Genomic DNA, 26,391 nt, shown 5'->3' with positions numbered 1-26,391 from the left:
TATGAAACCATTATTTTATATCATGAAAAGAAGTTTTGTAAATAGAGTAAAAGAAATTATAAAAAAACCTGCATACTTGATATTTTATCTATTTCTAATAGTTTTTATAGGTGGATTTTTTGTTATTAGCTTTATCATGCCTGCTCAGAATACTTCAACAATCCCCAAAATCTCTTTTGAACTAATTTCTGCTGCAAGTGTTTTGATAATAACATATTTTCAACTTAATCAAGGTATAGAAAAAGGTAATAGTTTTTTTAGGCAGTCAGACGTGAATTTCGTATTTACTGCTCCTATTTCCAGAAAAAAAGTTCTGATATACGGATTTATAAAAGAAATGCTAACAACCCTATTGATAATATTTTTCCTGATATTCCAAATACCTAACCTAAAAAATCATTATCCAATATCTAATGTAGGTATCATTGTATTAATTTTATCTGTTGTAGCTTTATTCTTTTGTATGTCATTGATATCACTAATACTCTATTCCATAACATCTCAAAAAAATAGCTATAGAGTATTAGCCAAACGAATAATCAACGGTATTTATATTGTTTTTATTTCATGGTTTACAATAACTTTAGTCAATGTAAAAGACTTGTTGACTGCTACCAATAATGTATTTGAAAGTAAAATTTTCAACTCAATCCCTGTAGTAGGCTGGTTTAAGATAGTCCTATCCTATTCAACTAAAGAACTAGATAGTACCTTCTATATGAATCTTATCTTCATAGTGATAACCATAGTCATACTAATGCTATTACTATATAATCTTAATTCCGATTATTACGAAGATGTTCTTGGAGCCACTCTAAGAAAAGAAAAACAACTAGCAGCTAAGAGAGCAGGTAAATCAGTCAGAGAAATTAAAGCCGACAAAGTAAAAAAAGTAAAAGGCAACTTTGGTTCCGGAGGAGCAAAAGCAATCTTTTACAAACATATGATGGAATATAGAAAAAATGGCTTCTTCTTTATCAGCAAAGAAACCATAGGAATCGTTGCTTTTGGTATCGCATCAAAATTTTTTATGGAACATTCAAGCTTAAGAACCGTCCTGTACTTCAGCATCTATATGCTGTTAATCTACTCTATGCAAGGCAAATGGATGGAAGAAATGAAAATGCACTATATATATTTAATACCAGCAGGTTCCATAGAAAAAATATTCTTTGGAACACTAGCCAACCATCTTAAAAATTTTGTAGATGGACTAATATTATTCTCAATATCAGGATTCATGTTCAAAGCCGACATAATCACTATATTACTAAGTGCCATAACATATACTACCTTCGGTGCATTATTCGTTTACAACGATGTCCTAGCACGAAGAGTATTCGGCTCAGCACACAGTAAAGTATTTAGACTAATCATGAAACTACTAATAGTCCTAGTCTTCATTGTACCTGGTATAGCAGGAGGGTCTATCATTGAATTCATAGTCCTAAAAGGAAGCCCATATGCAGCATTCTTCAACTACCTAATAATGATAGCCTACAACATAACTTTATCCTTCCTACTCCTCCTATCAGGCAGAAAAATATTTGAAATCTCCGAACTCTAAAAAAGGACGTATAAGTCCTTTTTTATTGTCTTTAAAATGTTAAATGAGTTATAGACAACGGTCATATATTGAAACCAGATAAAGCAACAAATGTAACGGGAGTGATTATCAATATATATGTTCTTCTCTTATTACCGTTGTCCATAAAAATATAAACTTATATCTTTAACCTATTTATGATTCTTCTTTATAGGAATAAATATATCATGCTCCTTCTCCACCGTATACTCTTTCATAATATTCTGAGCAAACCTTGAAAAATATTCTTGTGAGTTAATAACCTTCTTCCCCTTCTTATTAATCTTAAGATATTCTCCCTCTCCATTCTTAATCTTAGCCTTCACATTATCCTTTAACATAATCCCTAGAATATCAATAATCCTTTGCTTTATCCTCTGATCCTCAATAGGAAACATCAATTCCACTCTTCTATTAAGATTCCTAGGCATCCAATCTGCACTAGATAAATAAATTTCCTCATCCTTATCATTATAAAAATAAAATATCCTGCTATGCTCCAAATATCTACCAACTATACTTCTAACAGTAATATTATCACTAACACCCTCTATACAAGGAATTACTCCACAAATTCCCCTAACTATCAGTTCAATCTCTACTCCAGCAGATGACGCTTTGTATAGAGTTTTCATAATACCCGGGTCACATATAGAATTCATCTTAACTATAATCTTAGCCTTTTTACCTAATATAGCATTACTCTCTTCCCTCTCAATAAGCATCATAAATTTTTTCCTAAGTCCAATGGGTGCCATTGTCAATTTATTAAGCTTTGGAGGTTCAGAATAACCTGACAATGTATTAAAAACAGCAGAAGTATCCGCACCTATTTTTTCATTACATGTCAGTATTCCCATGTCTGTATATAACTTAGCAGTGATATCATTGTAATTACCTGTACCAAGATGTACATATCTTCTTATTCCATCCTCTTCCATCCTGACAATAAGAGTAATCTTACAATGAGTCTTCAAACCAACCAATCCATATATAACATGGCATCCAGATTTTTCTAATCTTCTCGCCCATTGGATATTATTCTCTTCATCGAATCTAGCTTTCAGCTCAACCAATACAGTTACCTGCTTGCCAGATTCAGCTGCTTCAGCTAATGCTTTAATTATTGGAGATTCTCCACTTACTCTATAAAGTGTTTGTTTTATCGCCAATACTTTATCATCTCTAGCAGCCCTTTTCACCAACGAAACAACTGGTGCAAAAGATTCATAAGGATGATGGAGAAATACATCTTTTCTTCTTATAACCTCAAATATATCTTCCTCTCCCAATAAATCCAAAGGGGTACTTGGATTATACTTATCATATTTCAGATGGTTGAATCCTTTCAAATCATATAATTTCATCAAGAATGTCAGGTCTAAAGGACCATTAATATAATATATATCCTTATTATTGATTGACAGAGATTCTTTCAAGATATTAACTAGTCTTTCATCCATGTCATAAGCTACTTCTAATCTTATAGCTTCTCCCCATTTTCTTTTCTTGACGGATTTTTCAATTTCTATCAATAGATCTTGTGTATCCTCTTCATCTATTGTCAAGTCAGCATTTCTTGTAATTCTATAAGGATAAGTGCATATCACCTTAAAGCCTACAAATAATCGCTGCATAAATAATTTCATTACATCTTCTAATAGAATGAAATCAGTATGCTTACTACCATTATTAGGTATTTCTATGAATCTTGACAACACAGCTGGTACCTGAACAGTAGCAAATACCTCTTCTCCATTTCTTTTTATTAGAATAGCCAAATTCAAACTCTTATTAAGAATCAATGGAAATGGCCTACTCGAATCAACTGCCAACGGCGTAAGTACTGGATATATAACCTCTGTAAAATATTCTTCAAGATAGTTCTTCTGTTTTTCGTTTAAATCTTTTGTATGTATAAGATTTATACCTTTTGTTTTCAATAGAGGAACAATCGATCTTTTATAATGGCTGTATTGCTCATCAACCAGTTTATGCGTTCTTGCAGAAATCTTTTTTATCTGTTGTTTTTGTGTAAGACCAGCTATATCAGGTTTATTGATTCCCACATTCAATTGCTCCTTTAGTGAAGCCAATCTCACCATTATAAACTCATCTAGATTAGAGCTGACTATAGACATGAATTTTAACCTTTCGAATAGTGGATTATCTGAATTTTTAGCTTCATCAAGTACTCTTTGGTTGAATTCCAACCAACTTAGTTCTCTATTTTCAAAATATAAAGGATTATTAAATGTATTTTCTACCATACTACTTACATCCCTTTCAAAATATATATTTAATAACTATACCTTTTTACACAAAAAAATGTTAATACATCAATACATAGATATTATCTCCAAATAGTTAATTAAATATCTATATATATCGAACTTAAACATCTATACACCCATTTCAATAAATTTAATATATTTTCCTTAATTCAACTTATCTATTATATTTTATTGCTATAGGATATTATTTGTTATCCATTATACCACATTATTTTCCTTTGTAAGTTCTGTAATTTATATTTATTTTTCTTTATTATATGATATAATGAATTTATAATATTTTTTAATGGGTTAAAAAATATTTTATCTATAATATAATCTTAAGGGGACTTTATTATGAATACCGCAAATATAAATGAATTTATATCTTTTATATTATCTCACACCCAGAAATTGAATAGGGAAAAACCCTATAAGAAATCTGAGGATAGTTTTTTTGATAATCCTTTATTAGTAGAAACTATTCAGCAAATAGATTACGGAGTACTAATTGTAAATAGTTCAAATTATCTGCTGTTTATGAATAAGGAAGCTATGCGGGCACTGAACTTACATAAAGAAGATTATAATATTAAAGATGTGTCATTACTGTTTCAACATCAAAACATAACTTCTATCAAGAAAATTGATGATTGTGATTATCATTTTACATATTCTAATAACAAAACCTCTACATATAATGTTGCACTTAATACTCTTTCTGAAAATAATTACTTAATGATAACTCTAAAAAATATAACCCATGTCAAAAATCTCCAACAAGAATTAGAAGTTTCAAAACTTAAATACGATATACTTGTTAATAATACTCCCGACGTATTAATAAGGCTTAATAAAAAAGGTGATATTACATACTTTAACTGTGGATTGACCAAAGAAATTAATATTGAACCTCATAAAGTAATTAATCAAAATATATTTGAAGTATTTCCTGTTGATACTGCTAAGCTAATAAAAACTACTTCAGATAAAGTTTTATATACGAATAATCCTAGCTCCTTTAAAACAAATATCCTGATAAATGATAAAAACTATTATTTCATCATTAGAATCTATCCAGATATTGATGACCATGTTATGTGCCTTGCTAGAGATATATCCGAAAAAATATCCATAGAAAATAAACTCGAGTATCTTAACATATACGACCCTTTGACAGGTCTTTTCAATAGAGCTTATTTTGAGAATAAATTAGAGTATTATAATGATCCTGCGTTTTTACCAATGGGGCTGGTTATATGCGACCTTAACAGTCTAAAACTAGTTAATGATACCCTTGGTCATTCATTCGGTGATACTATAATAAAAGAATCTGCCAATATTATTCAATCCCCTCTTAGCAGTTATGAAGAAGCCTGTAGAATTGGTGGAGATGAATTTGCTATATTCTTTCCTAATTGCAGTAAATCTTTACTTGAAAAATACAAAACAACGTTACTTCAACGATTAGACAGCTATAACTTATCCAATCCTAAATTACCTCTTAGTTTTTCAATTGGTTATAGCCTAAGAGAAACTGTAGATACAGATATGGAAACCATATTCATTGCAGCTGACAATAATATGTATCACGAAAAATTGTTACAAGGGATAAAAAACAGGAATAATATTGTTCAAGGACTAATAAAATCTTTATCCAGCAAAGAATATAAGAATGAAGATACCAAGCAGTTCCTACTAGATAATGTTGTAAAACTTGCCAAAGCCGTTAATTATCCAGAACATAACCTTGACAATCTCAAATTATTTGTTAACTTTCATGACCTAGGTCAAGTGAGTATACCTAATAATATTTTATATAAAACAGAACCTTTGACAGCAGAGGAATTGAATATCATCAAAAGACATAGCGAAGTGGGGTATAAGATATCATTATCAATACCTAACCTTTTTCATATCGCTGATTTAATATTGAAGCATCATGAGTGGTGGAATGGTGAGGGATATCCCCTTAATATCAAAGGCAATAGCATACCTTTGGAATGCCGTATATTCTCCATTGTAGAAAGTTATACAGCGATGATTACTAAAAAGCCTTATAAAGATGCAATCTCCAGAAAAGCTGCTGTAGAAGAATTAAAACGATGCGCAGGAAAACAATTTGATCCTTTTATAGTTGATAAATTCATAGAAATCGTTGAAGAGGAGTTAGACTCATGATATTAGAGCTAACTCCTCTATTAAGTTTTTAAACATTCTTTCATCCTCTTCCATCTCGAATCTAGTTCTTCTTAGTCTATTCCTTATCAATGTGAAGAACTGTTCAAAAGTATATATCCTGAATCTTTCCACCTTTAATTTTTTACCAAAATACTCAAGTAATTCTATAATAAAATCACAGTAATCCCATTTTTCTCTAATACCTAATTTCTTGGCTAATCTAGGTATTACATCCTCTAGAATTGCACGATTTAGTGATTTATTCCTAAGGTTATTAGTCCTGCAATACTTAGCTTTATTTTTACTGTCCATTTGTATAAGTGTGCTTATAAAGTATTCTTCCTCTTTGTCCGTATCTATATAGTAATGTCTTCCTCTTAATCCTTTAATCCTTCTTATAGCATCATAATAACCTAGATTAAGGTTATAATTCGCTTTGTTAGTATCAAATTCCAATATACCTCCTAGATTCTCAGATGGAGCTATTTCAAAGACATTAACATCTTCCAGATTTGATTTTTTATCAAATCCTATTCCTTTTATCTTAATAACAATCAGATTCTTGTAACCTCTATCCACCAGCATACTCATTGGTGAATTATTATAAAAACCTCCATCCAGATATCTTGTACCATGGAGTTTTTCATTTTTAAATACAGGTAAATATGAACTTGCTAGTAGAAAATCGTTTAATCTTCCTTCTTCAATATCTTCTATAAATAACTCTAAAGGTTTTCTATCTGATAAAGAAATGGTAACTAAACCAAATTCTATATCTGAATTCCTGACTTTTTCTTCGTCAACCACTTCCGCAATCATTTTTTTCAAAGGAGTTACATCCACTCCCCTATCTATTATTACTTGGATTATTTTATTAAATATTTTCTTGAAATCCAAGTCTTTGAAGTCTAGTTTTGTTATTCTTTCTAGAATATCATCTTCAACATTTATCACTTGAGAGTATCTGATATTCTGCCAAAGTTCAACTGCTTTGTCCAAGTTATCTTGTGCAACTAAAACACCATTGAGAGCTCCTACAGATGTACCTACAACTGCTTTTATATTGACATCTAATTCTTTGAGAGCTCTTAAAACACCAATCTGATAAGCACCTTTAGCTCCTCCACCTTCAAGTACGACTCCGTATTCCTTACTCATGTCTATTCTTAGGTCCATAAAGTTCACCCTCTAAGCATATTTCTTTTTCTTATTGAAGTATCCAAATATTCTAACCAACAGCAGTATCAAACCACTGAAAATCATGTTTCCGTAATAGGTAATAATCCTCCAAAGTGCCATAGCGTATAATAATACGTCTCTTGAGAAAAATACTTTGAACAACAAATAAAAGCTTCCTTCTGATGCGCCAGCTCCACCTGGAGTAGGTATAAAACTAACTACTACATATACAATAGTTTGTATACCCAATATATCAATATAATTAGCACCTGTTGAGCCTAATGACAGATATACAAAATAGGTTATGGAAAAATAAATAGTTAATTGTATGAAAGTCATAACAATCAATGTAAGCATGGTTTTCTTATTATTCTTTATCTCTTCTATATTCTTTACATAGTCATCAATATGTTCAATTATTGAATCTCTCTTGATACGTTTTCCTAGATGAAGTTTATTTGCAATCAATATAACAAAATCAAGTATCTTAACAACTATAGTCTTAGAATAGGATAATAAAATAATTAGTACTCCACCAATAAGGTTGACACTAAGACCTATAACTATAAAAACTATTAAGCCGCTGTACTTATCCATTATGAAATGAATCTTAGTAAAAAACATACTAATTGCATATAGAGAAACTACAACTTGAAATATCAAAAATTTCTTAACTGTAATTGTTGTACCCACAGAAATAGGAATATTATATCTACTCTTCATGGCTATTATTTGAGCAGGTTGTCCACCAGCTGCAAATGGAGTAATCAGACTATAGTATTGTCCCACAAATGATAGATATACTGATTTCATAAATGTTATTTCTTTACTTATTTCTTTGCCTATTATATAGATTATTGTTGAATTAATTACTAAATATAGTAGCATCAATGATATTGCTATATACAAAAATTTTATTTCTAACCTTTTTACTAGTTCAGGAAACTCAGCAATTTCTTTACTATTTGCTAGTAAATATACTGTTATTACAGTAAAAACAACTACTATAATAATCCCTATTATCTTTTTCTTCATAATTATTTTTCTCCCAAATTCTTAATGATAGCCTCTCTAGACATCCATACTTCTCTTGGTTCTCTGAATTTTACATTTTCCTTTTCCTTTGAAGAAAATAAAACTCTTATTAGATTATCCCATATTTTAATAAACTTTTTCATATAGCCTCTTTTCATTTCAAACACATCAAAACCTAATCTTTTAGTAAGAGGATATAAGACAGTTCTTCCAAATACTGCCTTTACATCTTTATAATCTTCATTATTTTTTAGTACATTCGCCATAGCTACTACTTCAGATTGGAACACTCTTATAACCTTTTTAACTGGAACCTCTTTGATAGTATCATTATTAATGTGTATCTCAGCTACCGTATCACCTTTCTTGATGACTGTACCATCAGATAAACTTACATCTTTCCCTTTATATTGTAAAATATCAATGTAAACATAGTTATATTCCGAGCCGGGTATAAAAATCAGATTATGGGTTTTTATATATCTTTTATTCATGAAAGTAAAAAACTTTTTCAATAATTTTTTCATAGCGTTCTCCTATATAGTTTATTATAACCAACTTAACCTTTAATCATTTCATCAATTGTTATGAAATCAAATCCTGAATCCAACAATTTTGGTATGGTAGATTCTAATGCACCAAGTGTGTTATTTGGAGCGCCTTTGGCACCTCCACTATCATGTAGAACAATGATATCCTTATCTTTTATCCTATTTAGTAGGATTCTTTCTATGTTAGACGAAGAATTGTTTTTTCTCCAATCAAAAGCTTCCACAGTCCATAGTATTATTTTCAAATTATTCTTTATTGCATTTTTTAAAGTCAATGCATTAAACGTTCCCCATGGAGGTCTGTAATATGTAATATCTAGTCCTAGTCTATGAAATATGGCTAAGCCTTTTTTAAATTCATTAATTGTTTCATGTGGCAGACTCAACCAAGCTGATTTGTGATATAGAGTATGCATCCCTATTCCATGACCTTCCCTGACCATTCGTTTTACAATATCTTTATTTTGGTCTGCTTTATCAGCTACTAAGAAAAATGTTGCTTTTATATTATTCTGTTTAAGTATATCTAGTAATCTATTTGTATACAGTGGGTCTGGTCCATCATCAAATGTTAATGCTATAGTTTTTCCATTAATTTTATTAATAGTTTTTATTACTTCTTTTGATCTATTTCTTGCAATGTAATTAGGTATAACCATGTAAAACATGAATACAAGCAATAATACCAATAAAATGTATAATGCTATCATAGTAAATCACCTTACCTTACTAAATGATGGTTAATCTCTACTTGTTCAGATTATAAACAGACATAATATGATCTGCCAAAGACTTCATGTCAATGGTCTTTTTTTCTTCTTTTATACTCTTTATCATTTTATTTCTAATATCTTCGTCATTCATAACTAGACTAATCTTATCTATTAATTCTTTTTCACTTTGAACAACATATCCTAATTCTTTTTCCTCTATATAACGGCAATTTTCTAGTTCTTGTCCCAAAACAGGTTTATAAATAATGAATGGCAGATTACTTGCTATTGCTTCAAATAAAGTAATGCCTCCAGGTTTGGTTATCAACAAGTCAGTTACAGCCATTATATCAGCTACTTTATGAGTGTATTTTAGGATATTAATATTGCCATATTCATTATACTTGCTTATTTTATTATATAATTCTTTGTTATTACCAGTAATAATATATAGTTTTATTCGCTTATGAGCAGCTATCCATTTATAGAATGACACTTCTTTTGGTATCAGCCCTAATCCTCCACCCATCATTAGCACTACAAAATCCTTCTGGGATATACTGTATTGTTGTCTAAGTTCTGGTAGGTTTTTATCCTCTAAAAACTCTCTACGAATAGGAATTCCTGTTGTTATTACAGACTCTTCACTTATACCTCTTTTTACTATACTCTTCTTTACAGTATCTGTAGCAACTAAATACATATCATTTCCTTTATGAAGCCATTCTGCCCCTTTTACAATGTCAGTTATGCATGTAATCAATGGTATGCTAACGTTTTTATCTTTTTTATGTTTTGTCACATAAGCAGAGCATGTAGGAAAAGTCGATATAATAATGGAAGGTTGCACATCTTCCAGATATCTAGCTAATCGTTTGGAACTAGATTTATAGCAAGAGTGCAACTTACCAAATTTATCGTTATTATTTTTTTTATAATAATCAAAGTTATAGATAGTTGTTCCGTACTTAATTAATATTCCAAAAAACTTATAGATGTATTTATACAGTTTTGGTCTAATAATCTTATACATATCAACGATTTCAATATTTACACTACTATCTACATCATTTATATAACTTTTGATTGCATTTGAAACAGATTTATGTCCACTTCCAAAATCAGCAGTAAGGATTAGAATATCACAGTTAGTTTGCATCTTTTATTGTCTCCCTAAATGGTTTATATTCTTCCATTAATTCTAGACAGAGATTAATTGTTTTTTCTATAGAATGCTCCTTAGACATCTCTTTCATATTTTGCTTCAACCATTTTATTTTACTAGGGTCATTCATTAAAACTCCTACGACTTCGTCTAATTCTTTTACACTATCTACCTTAATTGCTGCTCCCGCATTAACAAGAACTTCTGCATTTTCTTCTTCCTGCCCTGGAATGAAATAAGGTATAATCATTGGTATATTCTTAGTAAGCGCCTCTGTTACTGTAAGACCACCTGGCTTAGTTATAATTACATCTGACAGCTCCATAAGCTCAGGTATTTTATCAGTAAATCCAAGTATCTCTATATACTTATTAGGGATATACTCACCATATTTTTCATCTAAAGAATTTTTTAGAGTATCGTTATTACCACAGACAACAATAATCTTAAGCTTATCCTCGATATTAAGCAAATTTTTAAGCGCCTTCTTAATAGAGCTTACTCCCATACTTCCACCCATTAACAGAATAGTAAATATGTCCTCTTTTTTCTCTGTTACAACATCTTCTCTAAAAATTCTCTTAATAGGTATACCGTAGCAATAAACTTTATCAGGAGATATTCCTCTAGCTACTATACCGTTTTTCGTATAACTGCTACCTACTAAATAAGCATCTACATTTTCACTTATATAGCTTTGATGCGGAAGAAAATCAGTTACTATTGATAGAAATGGTATCTCAAGAACACCGTCACCTTTTAGTGAAGAGATTACATCTACCAATAAAGGGTGTGTACTTATTATCATACTCGCATTTTCAAAATTAACTATTTCTTCTATTTTATCTTTTAATGCTTTTATAAATATTTTAGCAACAGGTTTGTTCATGGTTTCATTATTGCTGATCTTGTATATTGTTCCATACATTTTAGGCATTAAAGTTGCAAGTATCTTGTAACCATCTGATACTAACATATCTAATGATTTACTTACTTCCTTTAACGGCTCTACAATAACAGCCTTATATCCTTTTTCTTCAAATTCTAATTTTAATGCACCAGCTACCTGATTATGTCCATAACCTGTTGATGCTGATACTATTACTATTGTTTTTTTCATAATTATCCCCCTAAATTAATTAAAGCTAAAAGTCAGTCTAATAATTAGAGCTGCTTTTTTCTTATAATTTAGATGCTTATAAGTTTTTTACTATCAAGATTAATTTACATATCTTGCAAATCATTATTATCTTGTTATTAGATTATTTTCAAGTATATACTTGGATGTATCTAATAATTGTAATGCTCTATTATAGTAATCTTCTAAATAAATGTTATTCTTAATTACCTCATTCGTCTCTAAGTCCTTTGCTGTACTAGTACTGAATAGTGATTCTCTTGACATTTCAAATATAACATCATCTGTTATAAAAGATCCTCTCAACATATATGTCACGGATGCAACATATCCTTTTTTAGCATTTACCAAATCTTGTCCTAATATATATTTATTTTTGATAGGTACTCCCAATAGGTTAGTTATGGTAGGTAAGAAATCAACTTGCCCTCCTGTAGTAGATATGGTCTCATTAATATCAGCACCGGGTATGTTAATTATTAAAGGTATATTAAGCATCTCATTATAGTCATATTCTTTGCCTAAATATCTTGTCATACATTCATAATTACTTGCATCCTTGCAATTAAGTCCATGATGGTCACCATATATAGCTATGATTGTATCATCATACAAACCCTTTTCTTTTAGTGTACTGATAAACTCTCCTATAGCCATATCTGAATAATGTACTCCTTGTAGATAGTTACCAAATACTGTACCTTCATCTTCTGAATTCAATTGTATAGTATTGTATTTATCAGGTAGTATATAAGGATGGTGACATGATAATGTTATTAAAAAAGAATAGAATGGTTTTTCCATTTTTTCTATATGTTCAGCTGCTTGTTCAAACATGCTAACATCTGATAATCCAAATCCAATCTTTTCATCAAGTTTCATATCCTCAAGACTTACATAATCCTCAAATCCTTGGTTAGGATATGCTGCTTCTCTATTCCAGAAACTTGCTTCATAACCATGAAATACTTTAGTACTATATCCATGTTCTCTCATAATCCAAGGCAAACCATAAAATGTATTATCCTCGTATAATCTATAGCATTCTCCATCAATTACTGGGTAGATAGAATTCTGTGTTGAAAACTCTGCATCTGATGTATTTCCTCTCCCAATATTCTGATAGTAATTTTCAAAGTATAATGAATCCCCTTTAATTAATTTGTTAAGATTAGGTGTAAGCTCCTGACCTTCATAATAAGCATTAATAGGGAAATTCTGTAATGATTCAACTTGAATAACAATTAAGTTCTTATCTTTTGCTACCCCAAGATATTTTGTATCTATAGATCTGTTTTTCTGCAATTCATCAATCACTTTATCAACATTCTCATTTGACTTGATTTGATTATCTTTGTATCCAAATACTTTTGTGTAGATATCATTTATATGATATGTTAAAAACTCAGTATTACTAACTGCTTTTATTGCATCTGCATTCATTGGATTCCATGACATCAATAGTAGCAAACCTAATAGTAGTGATGTAAGTACTTTTTTATAAGGTTTGAATTTTACAGTATCATTACCTGTTATTTGTGCTCTCTTCTTCTTGAAATAAATATAGTATATAGGTATATCAATGAACAATAGAATACTTATAGGTGGTGTAGTAAATTTGATACTTTCATCAACAACAATCAAATTATTCATCTGTGCTACTTGATTTACTGATGGTAATTGATTGAAATAGCTGTAATACAAACAATCTGCAAACATTAATAATGTAAGCAAAGAATATACAATTAAAAATGATCTATTACAGTGCTTACTATTGCTAAATAAATATGATACAAAAATTACTACAAAAAACAAAAATGTTATGCTTCCTATAATTATACTTGATTTTGTAAATCCTATTAACAAATAAAAACATGTTACTTTAGCTAACAGTATAGCTAACATAATAAAATCTTTATACGATACTTTTTTTAATTCTTTCATTTGAATATTTCTCCCTTATTCGACACACTAAAATTATACATTTAATGGGCTAACTATAATATAGAACATCTAAATAAGCTAGCCCATTATATTATTTAACTTATATTAAATTTTGCATAATTCAATGCATCCACTAAGTTAAATAGTATATATCTTAGTCAACTTTATCATCCTTTGCGATTTCCACAACTGATTTAGCTAACCCTGCTAAACCTTGTATCTCTGATGGAATAATTATCTTGGTTGCTTTTCCATCAGCTGCTTTAGCAAAAGCTTCTAGGCTCTTAATAGATATTACTTGGCTTGAAGGTTTGGATTCATTAATCTTCTTAATACCTTCAGCAGTAGCTGTTTGAACTTTTAAGATAGCTTCAGCTTCACCTTCTGCTTCTCTTATAGCTGCTTCTTTCTTAGCTTCAGCTCTAAGGATAGCTGCTGCCTTTTGTGCTTCTGCTTCTAGTATAGCTGATTCTTTTCTACCTTCTGCTACTAAGATAGCTGATTTCTTCTCACCTTCAGCTCTAAGGATAGCTTCTCTCCTACCTCTTTCTGCTTTCATTTGACGCTCCATAGCATCTTGTATTTCAGCAGGTGGTATAATATTTTTTAGTTCAACACGATTGACTTTTATTCCCCATGGGTCTGTTGCTTCGTCAAGAATACTTCTCATTTTTGTATTGATAAGCTCTCTAGATGTTAATGTTTCATCAAGTTCCAGATCACCAATTATATTTCTAAGTGTAGTTGCTGTCAAGTTTTCAATTGCTGATAATGGATTAACTATTCCATATGCATAAGCTTTTGGGTCAGTTATTTGGTAGTATACAACTGTATCTATTCTCATAGTAACGTTATCTTTGGTAATAACTGGTTGTGGTGGAAAGTCTAAAACTTGTTCTTTTAATGATACTCTTCTTGCTACTTTATCAATTAGTGGTATTTTAATATGTAATCCCACTGACCAAGACGTCTGGAATGCACCAAGTCTTTCAATTACATACGAATGTGCTTGTGGTACCACCTTGATACTACTTATTATTAAAATAACTACGATAGCAATAATTCCAATTCCTACATATTCCATAATGTATTCCTCCTCATAATTTATACAAAATGTTATTTTACTTTTTCAACAATCAATTTTACACCTTTTACTTCAGCGACTTTAACTTTCATACCTTTTTCTATAGAACTACCATGTAAAGAACGGGAGCTCCATATTTGTCCATCAACTTTTACTTGACCTTTTGCAGAAAGATTATCAATATCTTCTATAACTATTCCCACTTTGCCTATTATTGATTCATAGTTGGTTTTTGCATGACCAATTTTGAGTACTTTCAATGCTATTGGTCTTGTAAAATACAATAAGCACAAGGAAACAATTATAAAAACTAATACTTGAATAATAATTTCTGCTCCAAATAAAGATACTAATAGCGAAGCCAAAGCTCCAAATGCAAACCAGATTGTTGTTAATCCGAGAGTAGCCGCTTCAAGTATTATACATATAATTAATACTCCAAGCCAAATTAAATATGGTTCTGGCATATCTTACTTCCTCCTTTTAATAAAGAGTTGATATGTTATATCATAATCTTATGCTAATATATTTATGCTATTTATTATGATTCTACCTTATTATATTTTACAAAAAAAACTTACATAATGCAACTTTATTATTTTTGTGCTACTACTTGATTAAATTATTATCATAGATATAGTTTTTATAAGTTAAAACTTAACTTTTTGATAAATTTTGAGGTTAATTTATATGATAATGATAATTTTAATATATATAGATTAATATTTAATTAAAAATTGTTTAATTTATAATTATGTTTTTGTATATAATTTATTTATTTTTACAAAGTATTTGATAATCAACTCAATTTTCTACCTTCAATTCAGATGGGATATTGGTTTTTATAGTGAAAAAGTTGAAGAATTTACTATTATTCATATTGAAAACCTTATATTAATGTAGTATCATTTATAAATAGCTATGTATAGGAGATGAAAAAGCATGGAATTTTTAGGAAAGAAATGGAAATTAGTTGCAATAGTTTATTTTATAGTTTGTTACATCTTTGTTATGGTTATAAAACACATGCCATTAAGTACATTATTACTCTTTTATGCAGGTTTTATACTTTTAACAATACTTCTGTTCTTAGGAACTTCAATAGGTTTCATAGGAATATTGGTTCAATCAGCCTTCAAGAATGATAATAAGGCATATAAATATTATAGGTTGGCATATAAACTACATACCAATAATATTAGTATCATAACTTCTTATGGACTAGTCCTTCTAAAAAAAGATAATATCAATGAGGCAATTGAAATTTTTAAAAAGGCTCTAAGCCTCAAACCTCAGTTTCTTGCCGATAAAATTATAAAATGTAATATTGCCATATGTCATTGGAAACTAGGTAATATTGATGAAGCTATCAATATGTATGAAAAAGTATTCAAAGACTTTGAAAAAGTAACAGACACAGATGATGAACCAAAAGAATTAGAAGAATCAATCAATGAAGACGAGCCAACTGACGAATATGTAATAAAAACGAATTCATATGTATATGCTCAGGACTATACTACTCTAGGATACTTGTATTTGCTGAAGAAAGATTATGATAAAGCTATTGAAAACAGTAAAAAAGCTTTGATTTTAAACGCTACTCATGCTCCTGCACTTGATAATCTTGGACAGATATATTATGAATTGAACGATTACGGTGAAGCAATCAAATATCTAAAGTCTGCATTAGAGATTAATCCTAATATGGCTGATAGCAACTATTATATGGGATTGATTTTTGAAAAGAAAAATGATATAGAAGAAGCAAGGAAATATTACAAGAAAACTGCTTCTTGTAATATTAATGCGCTTAATACTGTTACACGTGAGGATGTTGAGAGGAAATTGGAGAAATACAATTAAGTATAAGCTAACAGTCGCAGAGATAGTATAGGGAAATATTCCGTCAGCAAATTTTCCCCTATACTACCTCCGCTCTGTAGTTCAATATTAATTTCATACATTATTATTAAAAAATTTTAAAGGAGCTTATTACATTTTAATTAATGTAGTAATTGCTCCTTTTAGTATTATATAGAATTAAGCAGTTACAAGTGTTTTACCTAGATCTATGCATTTTTCTAATTCTTCTCCTTCAGGTTCTAGATTAACAGCAAGACCATCTTTGACTAAAGTGGCACCACATGATTCCATTCTTTCCTGCCAGTTTCTCATCCATTCGCCGTCTCCCCAGTCATAAGAACCGAATAGGGCTAATTTTTTATTTGACCAATCAATGTCTTCTAAGCTTTCAACAAAAGGTTCCATTTCATCTTCTTCCAATACCTCTGCTCCCATGGCTGAGCATCCAAGAGCTATATGTGTTGCTTCTTTCACCATATCCTTGTTAGCCGCATCAACAGGAATTATCTGTACTTCTTTTCCCTCTGATTCTATACCTTTTGCAATACCATTAGCCATTGCCTCTGTATTTCCTGTGCCACTCCAATAAATAATTAATGCTTTATCCATTTTATTTACCTCCATATTAACTTATTAGTAATTCAAAAACTTGTTGAGGTGTTTTATGTACAAGTAATTTTTCTGTATGATGTTTTACTTTTTGAATATTATCGTATAGTCTATCTGATATATTGGCATCACCATAAATCCTCCAATAATTAACTTTTGTCAATGGTAAATTAACAACTCCCATGAATCCCATCACATCTTTTAATGGATACCCTAAAAATATTCCTATTTCATCAGGTATCTTCCCCATGCTTATTTTACGAAACAGTTTATCTAAGCAATCTTCTAAGGAATAACTAGGACTATACCCCCATGTTGCTAAAAAGTTGCGAATATTTTTTTTATGTAATATTTTTTGTAGAGCATCTTCATTATATATAAATATTTTTATGCTCTTACTAGAGTAATTAATGATTTCACCTTTTATTTTGTTGCATTTGTTATACATGGTAGTTAATAATTTTAATTTGCCCCTAACATTTTCTTCACTTTTCGGTAGACTTATTATTTCTGCTGGCTTTATTCCTTTTATTACTGGACTTATGGTTTTCAATAATCTCTTTTCATAATCGTTGCACACATGATTAAGTATACATTCTTTGTTATTTTGACAAGTTCTCATAAAGACACCTCCATCATGATAATGACATTCATTATCAATTACATGATAACATAAAAATAAGAAGTTGTGAAGAGATATTTTAAAATCTTTACAACTTCTTTTTCTGACTATAATAATATGTAAGGCATCTACTATCTACATGTAATTTCTTTGCCTCAACACTTCATATGCTATTATACTAGTAGCCACACCTGCATTCAAGGATTCGGACCTTCCTATCATTGGAATCTTGATATTCTTATGAGCAAGCTCAGTTATGTTCTTTGACAGACCATTACCTTCATTGCCAATCAATATACCGACACCATGTGTTAAATCGCAATCATATATATTACTACTCCCTTGTAAATGAGAAGCTAGAATCTCAATACCTCTTTTTCTGAGAGTATTAATATCTTCTATCAAATTACTTTCTGATATGATAGGTACTCTGAATATAGACCCCATGGTTGCTCTAACAACCTTTGGGTTATAAACGTCCACAGAGCCTTTTGAAATTATTATACCGCTAGCACCAACTGCATCAGCTGTCCTAATAATAGTTCCAAGATTGCCTGGGTCTTGTATATTTTCTAATATTATTATTAGAGGCTTTTTATCCATTAAAATATTTAGTTCCATAGGAACTATCTTGATAATACCAAGTATACCTTGAGGTGTAACTGATCCAGATATATGTTTCATTATAGAATCACTGACTATCTCAATTCTAATATTTTCTTCAATCAATTCATTTACATAAGTACATTGATTCTCATAATATGTTTCAGTAACAAAAATTTCACTAATACGGTTCTTATCTATTTCACTAATTATTTTTTTGCCTTCAACAATAAATAAACCTTCTTTTTTTCTTGTTTTAGACTTATTAAGTAACTGTATTATTTTTTTCACTTTAGTATTCTGCATACTAGTAATCATATATTTCATTCCTAATGCTTTATTATATTTATTTTCTTAAGGTCTTTATTACTTCCAATTACAACTAGTACATCCCCTTCTTTTAGGGTTACATCAGGACCTGGTGTAATACTGATATTAGCGCCCTGTCTAATAGCCATAACATTAATTCCATATTTCGCTCTCATGTCAAGTTCTTTTAAACTTTTGCCTATCCATTCGTCTAATATGGAAACCTCTACTATACTATAGTCTTCTGATAATTCAATGTAATCCACAAAGTTTTCTGAGATTAGATTATTAGCTATTCTAACACCTATTTCTCTTTCTGGGAAAACAACTTTGTCTGCACCAACTTTTTCAAGAACTTTCTTGTGGATTTCATTTTGTGCTTTTGCAAGTACATAAGGAACTCCTAATTCTTTTACTAATATTGTTGCCATAATACTTGACTGCATATCATTTGATATAGCAATTATAGCTGCATCAAAATTTCTTACTCCCAAAGCACTTAATGCATCTTGGTCTGTAACATCTGCCTGTACAGCATGAGTTACCGTAGATGCTATATCTTGAATAATTTCTTCATTTTTATCAATTGCCAGAACATCGCAACCATTCATACTAAGTGTTTGTGCAACACTTTGTCCAAATTTCCCTAATCCAAATACTACAAAATCTCTTTTCTTAGCCATTAACATTTACCTTCCTTTCAATCTATATAATTATTTATCCAACCATTACTTTTTCATCTGGCTTTTTCATACTAGCTTTTGATTTAGCTCTCATTGAAAGAGCAACTGCCATTGTAAGTGGTCCAAGCCTACCAATAAACATAGTAATACAGATAACAATCTTTCCTATAGTTGTCAAACTTCCTGTTATTCCTAGAGTTAATCCAACTGTGGCAAAAGCTGATACAGTTTCAAAAAATATGTCCATAAAGCTTCCTGTTTCAGTTACAGATAATATCATAGTTACTGTAATAACAACAGTTATACCTATAGTAATTACAGCTAATGCTCTTTTTATTATATCTTCAGGTATAGTTCTCTCGAAAGCTTCTGTTCTTTCTTTTCCTCTAATACCTGATATAACTGTCAATATGATAACACCCATAGTTACTGTTTTTACACCACCTGCAGTACCTGCTGGAGAACCACCGATAAACATTAATATGATAGTCATGAATTTGGAACCATGGGTCATATCCCCTAGTGGCATAGTGTTAAATCCAGCTGTTCTTGGTGTAACTGCCTGGAACAGCGAACCTAATATTTTATTTTTCATTGATAGATTACCAAGAGTATCAGGATTAGTTGTTTCTAATACGAAGAAAAATACAAATCCTATTACTATTAATGAAAATGTTAAAATCAATACTATCTTAGTGTGTAATGTAAATTTTCTAAATGTGCTTTTTAAATTCCATTTATTCTCGAATTTCTGTTTTAGAACTCTAAGTATGTCAATCCATACAGTGAATCCAAGTCCACCTAATATTATTAGTAACATTATGGTTATATTGATTATAATATCACCAATAAAAGGACTTAAACTACTATCACCTACAATATCAAAACCTGCATTACAAAATGCTGATATAGAATGGAATATGGCTTTAAATATACCATATGGCCCATCCTTGGGAACAAATCTTATTGATAATAGTACAGCTCCGATTCCTTCTATTAATAGAGTACCTAATAATACATTCTTAGTCAGCCTTACCATACCAGATAGTGAATATTGATTTAATGCTTCTTGTATGATAAGTCTCTCTTTTAATCTTATTTTTCTTCCCATTATTATAAAGAACGTAGTAGCAAAAGTCATAAATCCAAGTCCACCGATTTGAATTAATATTATGATTACAATCTTACCAAACATACTCCAATATTCCAAAGTATTGACAACAACAAGTCCTGTTACGCATACAGCAGAAGTTGATGTAAACAGAGCATCTATAAATCCAATGCTATTCCCATCATTAGTAGCTATAGGTAGATTCAATAATATTGCTCCGACTATTATTAGAAATAAAAACCCGAGTACAAGTATTTGTGTAGGTTTTAAATCAATTTTAAATTTACTTATTCCCTTCTCATTCATTAGTTTATCCTCCGCTATGTTATTAAGATAAGATACGTAAAGCGTTCTTAATTAATTCATTATAACATAATATTCATTATGCACAAAGATAATTTTTAACCTGCTCACATGATTAATTATGATTTTATTGTACTTTTTTATTAAAATTTAAGTATTATACAGTAAAAAAATAATTATATTAAATATTTATATTAATGTTTAACTCATATTGACTTTAATCAGAAGCTGTGTTAATCTACTACTAAGTAATATTAATTATCAACTAACTATTAGTAAACAGAAAACAACTTTCTTAAACTTAAAATTAAAAGTATAACTTCTGTAAAAGTAAAAATACTATACATAGGATGTAATATATGAAAGGAGATTATTATGAATAAAGCTAAAGAAATAAACAAGGGAATTTACTGGGTTGGAGCACTTGATTATGATATACGTTTATTTGATGTAGTAATGTATACAGAGTATGGTACTACATATAATTCATATTTGGTTAAAGGCTCTAATAAAACAGCCTTATTTGAAACTGTTAAAGTCAAGTTTTTTGATGAATTCTTAGAAAGGTTAAATGAAGTCTCATCAGTAGATGAAATAGATTATATTGTTGTTAATCATACAGAACCAGACCATGTGGGTTCTATCGCTAAGATTTTGGATATTAATCCTGATGTAACAATAGTAGGAACAGCAATGGCAATAAAATTCTTGAAAGAGATTACTAATAAATCTTTTAAATCAATTATTACAAAAGAAGGCTCTACTCTTGAATTAGGCGACAGGACTGTAGAATTTATCATGGCACCATTTCTTCACTGGCCAGATACAATGTACTCTTATATAAAAGAAGAGAACACTTTAATTACTTGTGACTCTTTTGGATGTCATTACTGTGATGAAAAATTATTCAATGATAAAATTGAAGGCGACTTCTTAGACAGTTACAAATATTATTTTGATGTTATCATAGGTCCTTTCAAACCTTATGTACTACAAGCTCTTAAGAAAATCAGTAATATAGATATTGATATCATATGTCCTGGTCATGGTCCAATCCTTAGAAAAGATCTTGATAAATATCTGGAACTATATAAAACTTGGGCAACTGAAGAAAAAAGAGAAAAACCAAGCGTTGTTATAGCTTATGTATCAGCTTACGGATATACAGAAAAGATTGCACAGAAAATTGCAGAAGGCGTAAAATCTGTTGAAGGTCTTGACGTATTACTATATGATCTTGTAGAGACCAAAAAAGATGAAGTCATGAATGAAATCAATCTTGCAAAAGGATTATTACTTGGTTCTCCTACAATCGTATCTGATGCTCTACCACCAATATGGGATATCCTAACTTCCCTTAATCCAATAATCCATAAAGGGAAATTAGCTGGAGCATTTGGTTCATACGGCTGGAGTGGTGAAGCTGTTTCCAATATAGAAGGCCGTTTCAAGCAGCTTCGTTTTAAAATACCTGTAGAAGGTCTAAAAATTAAATTCAATCCTTCTGATGAACAATTAAAAGATGCTTATGAATTTGGTAAAAATTTTGGTGAATCTGTTATAGGTTAAAGAGTATTAAGGGGACTGTATCGTTATATAGTCCCCTATTAATTATATATTTAATTATTTTCACTGAATTCTCTTACTTCGAATCCATGACTGTTCAAACTTTTAACAACCTTACGTATATCGTTAGCTTTTACCCTTAATGTTATCTCTTGTAAACCTAATACTTCTGTATCAGCTTGAACAATATTTCTAATATTGCCCCCAGCTTTTGCAATTATATCAGTTATCTTAGCAAGTTTTCCTTTAAAGTCATATATGTAAATAACTAGTCTAGGTTCATTCATACCGTATATGAATCTAAACCTTTCCAATATAGCTTTTTTAGTTATTATTCCTAATAATTCTTCATCTTCATTAACAACTGGTATAAATCTTAATTTATTATTAGCAAAAAACATTGCAGCAGCTTCTTCAACCAGCATCTTAAGATCATTAACGGATGGAACTTTTGTTTTCATGAATTCTTTTACTTTTCTTTCTAGGAATTCCTTCTTATCTCCACCGTCTTCCTTAAAATAAGTTTCATATACATACTGTCTTGATAGTATACCTATGAATTTCTTTCCTTCCACTACAGGTAGAGAAAGCAGGTCATTCTCTTCAATAATCTTAAGTCCTTTTCCTAAAGTATCATCGGTTGAGATAGTATTCAGTTCTTCTGCTTTTTTAATAATTGTACCGATATTCATATAATCACCTCTTTTTATTATCTTATACTTATAATAGCTATTACTATATACTATAGTATTCTTTATTATCTATTATAAACCTTTTTTTATAAGATATATTTTCTTTTTTCTTTATTAAACAAAAAGGTGTTGACAAATATAATTTAATAGTGTACTATATACCTAGTGCACTAGTTATTACATGAAGTTTTTTATGGAGGTGGATAAGTGGATTTTAATAATAGTATTCCTATATATATGCAAATAATAAATGAGCTGAAAAAAGACATTATTACTGGGAAACTATCACCTGGAGAAAAACTCCCCTCAACAAGAGAGTTAGCAATAAAATATAGTATCAATCCTAATACTTCTGGAAGAATATATAAAGAGATGGAAAGGGAAGAAATCACTTTTACCAAGAGAGGTTTAGGGACTTTTGTTACAGAATCAGAGTCCAAAATAGAACAAATACGAAATGATATGGCAAAAGATTTGATTAACGATTTCGTGAAAGGTATGACAGAGCTGGGTTATACCAACGAAATGCTAATATCAATAATAAAAAAAGAAAGCGAGGAAAAATAGATGTTACTTGAAATTAAGAATCTATCAAAAGGTTATCTGTCAAAGAAAGCAGTTAAGAACATTTCATTAACTGTAGAGCAAGGTAAAATATATGGTTTTTTAGGTCCTAACGGTAGTGGTAAAACTACATTCATGAAAATGGTAGCAGGTTTGTTGAATCCATCTTCCGGAGAAATTTTGGTTGAAGGAAATAATGTTGGTGTGAAATCCAAGGAATTGACTGCTTATATGTCTACTGAGAATTTTATATATCCATATATGAAAATTAAAACTGTAGGTGAATTTTATAAGGATTTCTATAAAGACTTTAATATGGAAAGATACAAAGAATTAATTGCTTATATGGATCTTGAAATGGATATGAAAGTATCTTCCTTATCTTCTGGAATGGCTTCAAAGATGAAAATTGCTGTAACTCTTTCAAGAGATTCTAAATTGATTATGTTGGATGAACCACTGAATGGTATTGATTTAGTTGCTAGGGAAAAAATATTGAATACCATAGTTAAATGTGCTAATGATGATAATACAATTATTGTATCCAGTCATTTAGTTGATGAAATGGAAAAAATATTAGACCAAGTTATCTTCATTAAAAATGGTGAATTAGTACTCATGGGAGATGCTGAAACCGTTAGAGAAGAAAGAGGTAAATCTATTGTAGATCTTTATAAGGAGGTATACGCATAATGTTTAGATTAATGAAATATGAAGCACTGAAGAAAGCAAAATTAATTGTTATAGCCTTAGTTATGTTCGGTTTAATTGAATTAGCAATACTTTTTACTATCTATAAAGGCGGAATAGCCCTTGTATTCACTGTAATCTTAATATTTTTACTTGGTTTTGGAGGTCTGATATTCTTACTTATAGACAGTATCAATATGTACTCATCCGACTTATATAAAAAGCCCGGATACATGTTGTTTCTAACTCCAACCAATTCCTATCAGATAATTGGTTCTAAATTATTTATTAGTTTGATAGAAGCGACTATCGGACTAGCTATGTATATTGGATTTATGGCACTTAATTATAACATAGTCTATAATAAGTATTTAAATGATCCAGGTAGTAATGCACGAATGATAATGGATTTCTTCGAGAGTTTCTCTGCTTTACCTTCACCAGGTGAAATTGTACTTGGTATTGTATCATTTGTTATTGGCTGGTTTGCTTTTATCTTAACTATTTATCTAGCTATAACAATAAGAAAAACACTATTATCCAATGTTAAACTAGGAGGATTTTTCAGTTTTATATTCTTCTTGATTCTACAAACTATAATTACTTATGTACAATATAAATTAATTGGAAATGTTGATAATGGCATAACTGTAGGAAAAAACATGACAATAAATTATACCACTACCTCACTAATATACAGTTTAGTTGTTAGTGCAATCATGTATGTGTCATCATCTACATTATTATCTAAAGGTGTAGATTTATAAGAATTAAAAAGATGTTATTGATAGATTTTATCAGTTCAATACTTAATAATAAAACTTTCCTGTATTAATTAAAGGGGGTGTCTCAGCGACATCCCCTTATATTTGTATTATTATATTAAAATATTATTCTTTTTTGCTCTTTTCCACCATCATAGATTGCACAAATCATTTTTTGAGTCTTATATGCTTCTTCACCTGTTATCTCTGGTTTAGTACCATTAGTAAGGCTATGATAGTAATTCTTGATTTGTTTTACGTGGCTTACGCCCCAATAGCTTTTTACGTTACCATAATTGAATACTTCATTAGGGTCTTGGTCAGCTATTAAAGTTCTACCATCCTTGAATTTAATAGTTGCCTTATCTGCTACCATGCTGGCGATTCCGTTTTCACAATAAATCTCTATCTCTACAGGTGCATCATAACCATAATAATTAATAGCGTAGAATCCTGTATATATACCATTTTTGTATTTTATAACGCCTTCAGCTGAATCTTCAACTTCAATAATCTCGTGAGCTCTATTACTTATATTGGCATCTACATATTCAATTTCGCTGTCTATGAACCAACGCATCAAATCCATAGTGTGAATAGCTTGGTCAATAATAACTCCGCCACCTTCTTTGTCCCAAGTTCCTTTCCAATCACTGTTAGTATAATATTCATCTGATCTATCCCAAGTAACAGATAGTTTTCCAGTGATTATCTTACCTAATTCACCTGATTCCAAAGTCTTTTTAATAAGCTGTGAGCCTTTATTATATCTATTTTGGAAAATTACACCAAGAGTTACATTATTATCTTTTGCAGCATTGATCATATTCTCAGCGTCTTCTAGTTTAATTGACATTGGTTTTTCAGTTAATACACTTACCTTTTTTTCTGCTGCATAGATAGCTATTAATGGATGCATATAGTGTGGTGTACAAATATGTACAACATCTAAATTTTCTTTATCAATCATTTCTTTATAGTCTGTATAATATTTACAACCTAATTCCTGTGCCTTTGCCTTAGCTCTATCTTCTTTGATGTCACATACTGCAACTAGCTCTGTACAGCTAAGTTCATTAACAGGATATGCATGCATTGGAAAAATATTTCCACATCCTACAATCCCAACTCTAAACATTGTCATTCATCTCCATCATTAAT

General features: G+C 30.1%; 24 protein-coding genes. 7 read left to right on the top strand and 17 right to left on the bottom strand.

The annotated features are described in order from the left end of the window. Position 1 precedes the first annotated feature (1 nt). Positions 2-1,567: a putative ABC exporter domain-containing protein gene (locus tag AACQ14_RS12340; RefSeq protein ID WP_339363896.1), complete on the top strand. Its 1,566-nt coding sequence runs from the start codon at positions 2-4 to the stop codon at positions 1,565-1,567. A gap of 170 nt (positions 1,568-1,737) precedes the next feature. On the opposite strand, the gene AACQ14_RS12335 is transcribed toward AACQ14_RS12340, so the two are convergent. Further along, positions 1,738-3,855, bottom strand: coding sequence for an RNA degradosome polyphosphate kinase (locus AACQ14_RS12335; protein WP_339363895.1), 2,118 nt, complete (start codon positions 3,853-3,855; stop codon positions 1,738-1,740). A gap of 360 nt (positions 3,856-4,215) precedes the next feature. Here AACQ14_RS12335 and AACQ14_RS12330 point away from each other — a divergent pair, with 360 nt between their 5' ends. After that, a complete protein-coding gene (locus AACQ14_RS12330) occupies positions 4,216-6,039 on the top strand; it encodes a sensor domain-containing diguanylate cyclase/phosphohydrolase (RefSeq protein WP_339363894.1) in 1,824 nt (607 codons plus the stop codon). Here the strand turns inward: AACQ14_RS12330 and AACQ14_RS12325 are convergent. The 9 genes from AACQ14_RS12325 to AACQ14_RS12285 all read right to left on the bottom strand — a co-directional run bounded on the left by AACQ14_RS12325 (position 6,034) and on the right by AACQ14_RS12285 (position 15,315). After that, positions 6,034-7,215, bottom strand: a complete 1,182-nt coding sequence (locus tag AACQ14_RS12325) for a patatin-like phospholipase family protein (protein ID WP_339363893.1) — start codon at positions 7,213-7,215, stop codon at positions 6,034-6,036. The genes AACQ14_RS12330 and AACQ14_RS12325 overlap by 6 nt on opposite strands. Before the next feature lie 12 nt (positions 7,216-7,227). Beyond that, positions 7,228-8,253 (bottom strand): lysylphosphatidylglycerol synthase transmembrane domain-containing protein, encoded by a 1,026-nt coding sequence (locus AACQ14_RS12320; RefSeq protein ID WP_339363892.1) that lies wholly within the window; start codon positions 8,251-8,253, stop codon positions 7,228-7,230. Between the two features lie 2 nt (positions 8,254-8,255). Next, the gene (locus tag AACQ14_RS12315; RefSeq protein WP_339363891.1) at positions 8,256-8,780 is read right to left on the bottom strand and encodes a YkoP family protein; all 525 of its coding nucleotides are present in this window, start codon (positions 8,778-8,780) and stop codon (positions 8,256-8,258) included. Positions 8,781-8,812: 32 nt separating this feature from the next. Then, complete coding sequence (locus tag AACQ14_RS12310; RefSeq protein WP_339363890.1) at positions 8,813-9,514, bottom strand: polysaccharide deacetylase family protein; 702 nt, start codon at positions 9,512-9,514, stop codon at positions 8,813-8,815. A gap of 37 nt (positions 9,515-9,551) precedes the next feature. Then, a complete protein-coding gene (locus AACQ14_RS12305; protein ID WP_339363889.1) occupies positions 9,552-10,676 on the bottom strand; it encodes an MGDG synthase family glycosyltransferase in 1,125 nt (374 codons plus the stop codon). Further along, a complete protein-coding gene (locus AACQ14_RS12300; RefSeq protein ID WP_339363888.1) occupies positions 10,666-11,802 on the bottom strand; it encodes an MGDG synthase family glycosyltransferase in 1,137 nt (378 codons plus the stop codon). The genes AACQ14_RS12305 and AACQ14_RS12300 overlap by 11 nt, the downstream gene beginning before the upstream one ends. A 126-nt stretch (positions 11,803-11,928) precedes the next feature. After that, positions 11,929-13,764, bottom strand: a complete 1,836-nt coding sequence (locus AACQ14_RS12295) for an LTA synthase family protein (protein WP_339363887.1) — start codon at positions 13,762-13,764, stop codon at positions 11,929-11,931. Between the two features lie 154 nt (positions 13,765-13,918). After that, entirely contained in the window at positions 13,919-14,848 is a 930-nt protein-coding gene (locus AACQ14_RS12290) for an SPFH domain-containing protein (protein WP_339363886.1), read from the bottom strand. A 32-nt stretch (positions 14,849-14,880) separates the two neighbouring features. Continuing rightward, a complete protein-coding gene (locus AACQ14_RS12285; RefSeq protein ID WP_339363885.1) occupies positions 14,881-15,315 on the bottom strand; it encodes an NfeD family protein in 435 nt (144 codons plus the stop codon). Between the two features lie 475 nt (positions 15,316-15,790). On the opposite strand from AACQ14_RS12285, the gene AACQ14_RS12280 reads away from it, so the two are divergent. Continuing rightward, positions 15,791-16,714, top strand: a complete 924-nt coding sequence (locus AACQ14_RS12280; RefSeq protein ID WP_339363884.1) for a tetratricopeptide repeat protein — start codon at positions 15,791-15,793, stop codon at positions 16,712-16,714. A 177-nt stretch (positions 16,715-16,891) separates the two neighbouring features. Here the strand turns inward: AACQ14_RS12280 and AACQ14_RS12275 are convergent, their stop codons facing one another. The 5 genes from AACQ14_RS12275 to AACQ14_RS12255 all read right to left on the bottom strand — a co-directional run bounded on the left by AACQ14_RS12275 (position 16,892) and on the right by AACQ14_RS12255 (position 20,957). Next, positions 16,892-17,323, bottom strand: coding sequence for a flavodoxin (locus AACQ14_RS12275; RefSeq protein WP_339363883.1), 432 nt, complete (start codon positions 17,321-17,323; stop codon positions 16,892-16,894). Between the two features lie 16 nt (positions 17,324-17,339). After that, positions 17,340-17,945, bottom strand: coding sequence for a DUF3793 family protein (locus AACQ14_RS12270; RefSeq protein WP_339363882.1), 606 nt, complete (start codon positions 17,943-17,945; stop codon positions 17,340-17,342). A 135-nt stretch (positions 17,946-18,080) separates the two neighbouring features. Next, entirely contained in the window at positions 18,081-18,866 is a 786-nt protein-coding gene (locus tag AACQ14_RS12265; protein WP_339363881.1) for a TrmH family RNA methyltransferase, read from the bottom strand. An 11-nt stretch (positions 18,867-18,877) separates the two neighbouring features. Beyond that, complete coding sequence (locus AACQ14_RS12260; RefSeq protein ID WP_339363880.1) at positions 18,878-19,540, bottom strand: potassium channel family protein; 663 nt, start codon at positions 19,538-19,540, stop codon at positions 18,878-18,880. A gap of 34 nt (positions 19,541-19,574) precedes the next feature. Next, positions 19,575-20,957, bottom strand: coding sequence for a TrkH family potassium uptake protein (locus AACQ14_RS12255; protein ID WP_339363879.1), 1,383 nt, complete (start codon positions 20,955-20,957; stop codon positions 19,575-19,577). A 372-nt stretch (positions 20,958-21,329) separates the two neighbouring features. On the opposite strand from AACQ14_RS12255, the gene AACQ14_RS12250 reads away from it, so the two are divergent. Continuing rightward, the gene (locus AACQ14_RS12250; RefSeq protein WP_339363878.1) at positions 21,330-22,523 is read left to right on the top strand and encodes an FprA family A-type flavoprotein; all 1,194 of its coding nucleotides are present in this window, start codon (positions 21,330-21,332) and stop codon (positions 22,521-22,523) included. Between the two features lie 50 nt (positions 22,524-22,573). Here AACQ14_RS12250 and AACQ14_RS12245 read toward each other — a convergent pair whose 3' ends face one another. Beyond that, positions 22,574-23,212, bottom strand: coding sequence for a CBS domain-containing protein (locus AACQ14_RS12245; protein ID WP_339363877.1), 639 nt, complete (start codon positions 23,210-23,212; stop codon positions 22,574-22,576). Positions 23,213-23,419: 207 nt separating this feature from the next. On the opposite strand from AACQ14_RS12245, the gene AACQ14_RS12240 reads away from it, so the two are divergent. From AACQ14_RS12240 to AACQ14_RS12230, 3 genes are read left to right on the top strand one after another with little or no spacing between them, the layout of a single operon-like run. Further along, the gene (locus AACQ14_RS12240; RefSeq protein WP_339363876.1) at positions 23,420-23,779 is read left to right on the top strand and encodes a GntR family transcriptional regulator; all 360 of its coding nucleotides are present in this window, start codon (positions 23,420-23,422) and stop codon (positions 23,777-23,779) included. Beyond that, a complete protein-coding gene (locus AACQ14_RS12235; protein ID WP_339363875.1) occupies positions 23,780-24,469 on the top strand; it encodes an ABC transporter ATP-binding protein in 690 nt (229 codons plus the stop codon). Beyond that, entirely contained in the window at positions 24,469-25,233 is a 765-nt protein-coding gene (locus AACQ14_RS12230) for a hypothetical protein (RefSeq protein ID WP_339363874.1), read from the top strand. Before AACQ14_RS12235 ends, AACQ14_RS12230 begins: the two co-directional genes overlap by 1 nt. Before the next feature lie 115 nt (positions 25,234-25,348). Here the strand turns inward: AACQ14_RS12230 and AACQ14_RS12225 are convergent, their stop codons facing one another. Next, positions 25,349-26,368 (bottom strand): Gfo/Idh/MocA family protein, encoded by a 1,020-nt coding sequence (locus tag AACQ14_RS12225; protein WP_339363873.1) that lies wholly within the window; start codon positions 26,366-26,368, stop codon positions 25,349-25,351. Between the last annotated feature and the right edge of the window lie 23 nt (positions 26,369-26,391).

Origin of the sequence: Vallitalea maricola, from assembly GCF_036985595.1 — a bacterium.
In the GTDB taxonomy this organism is placed as follows: domain Bacteria; phylum Bacillota; class Clostridia; order Lachnospirales; family Vallitaleaceae; genus Vallitalea; species Vallitalea maricola.
This window is presented reverse-complemented; position numbering and strand designations above follow the sequence as displayed.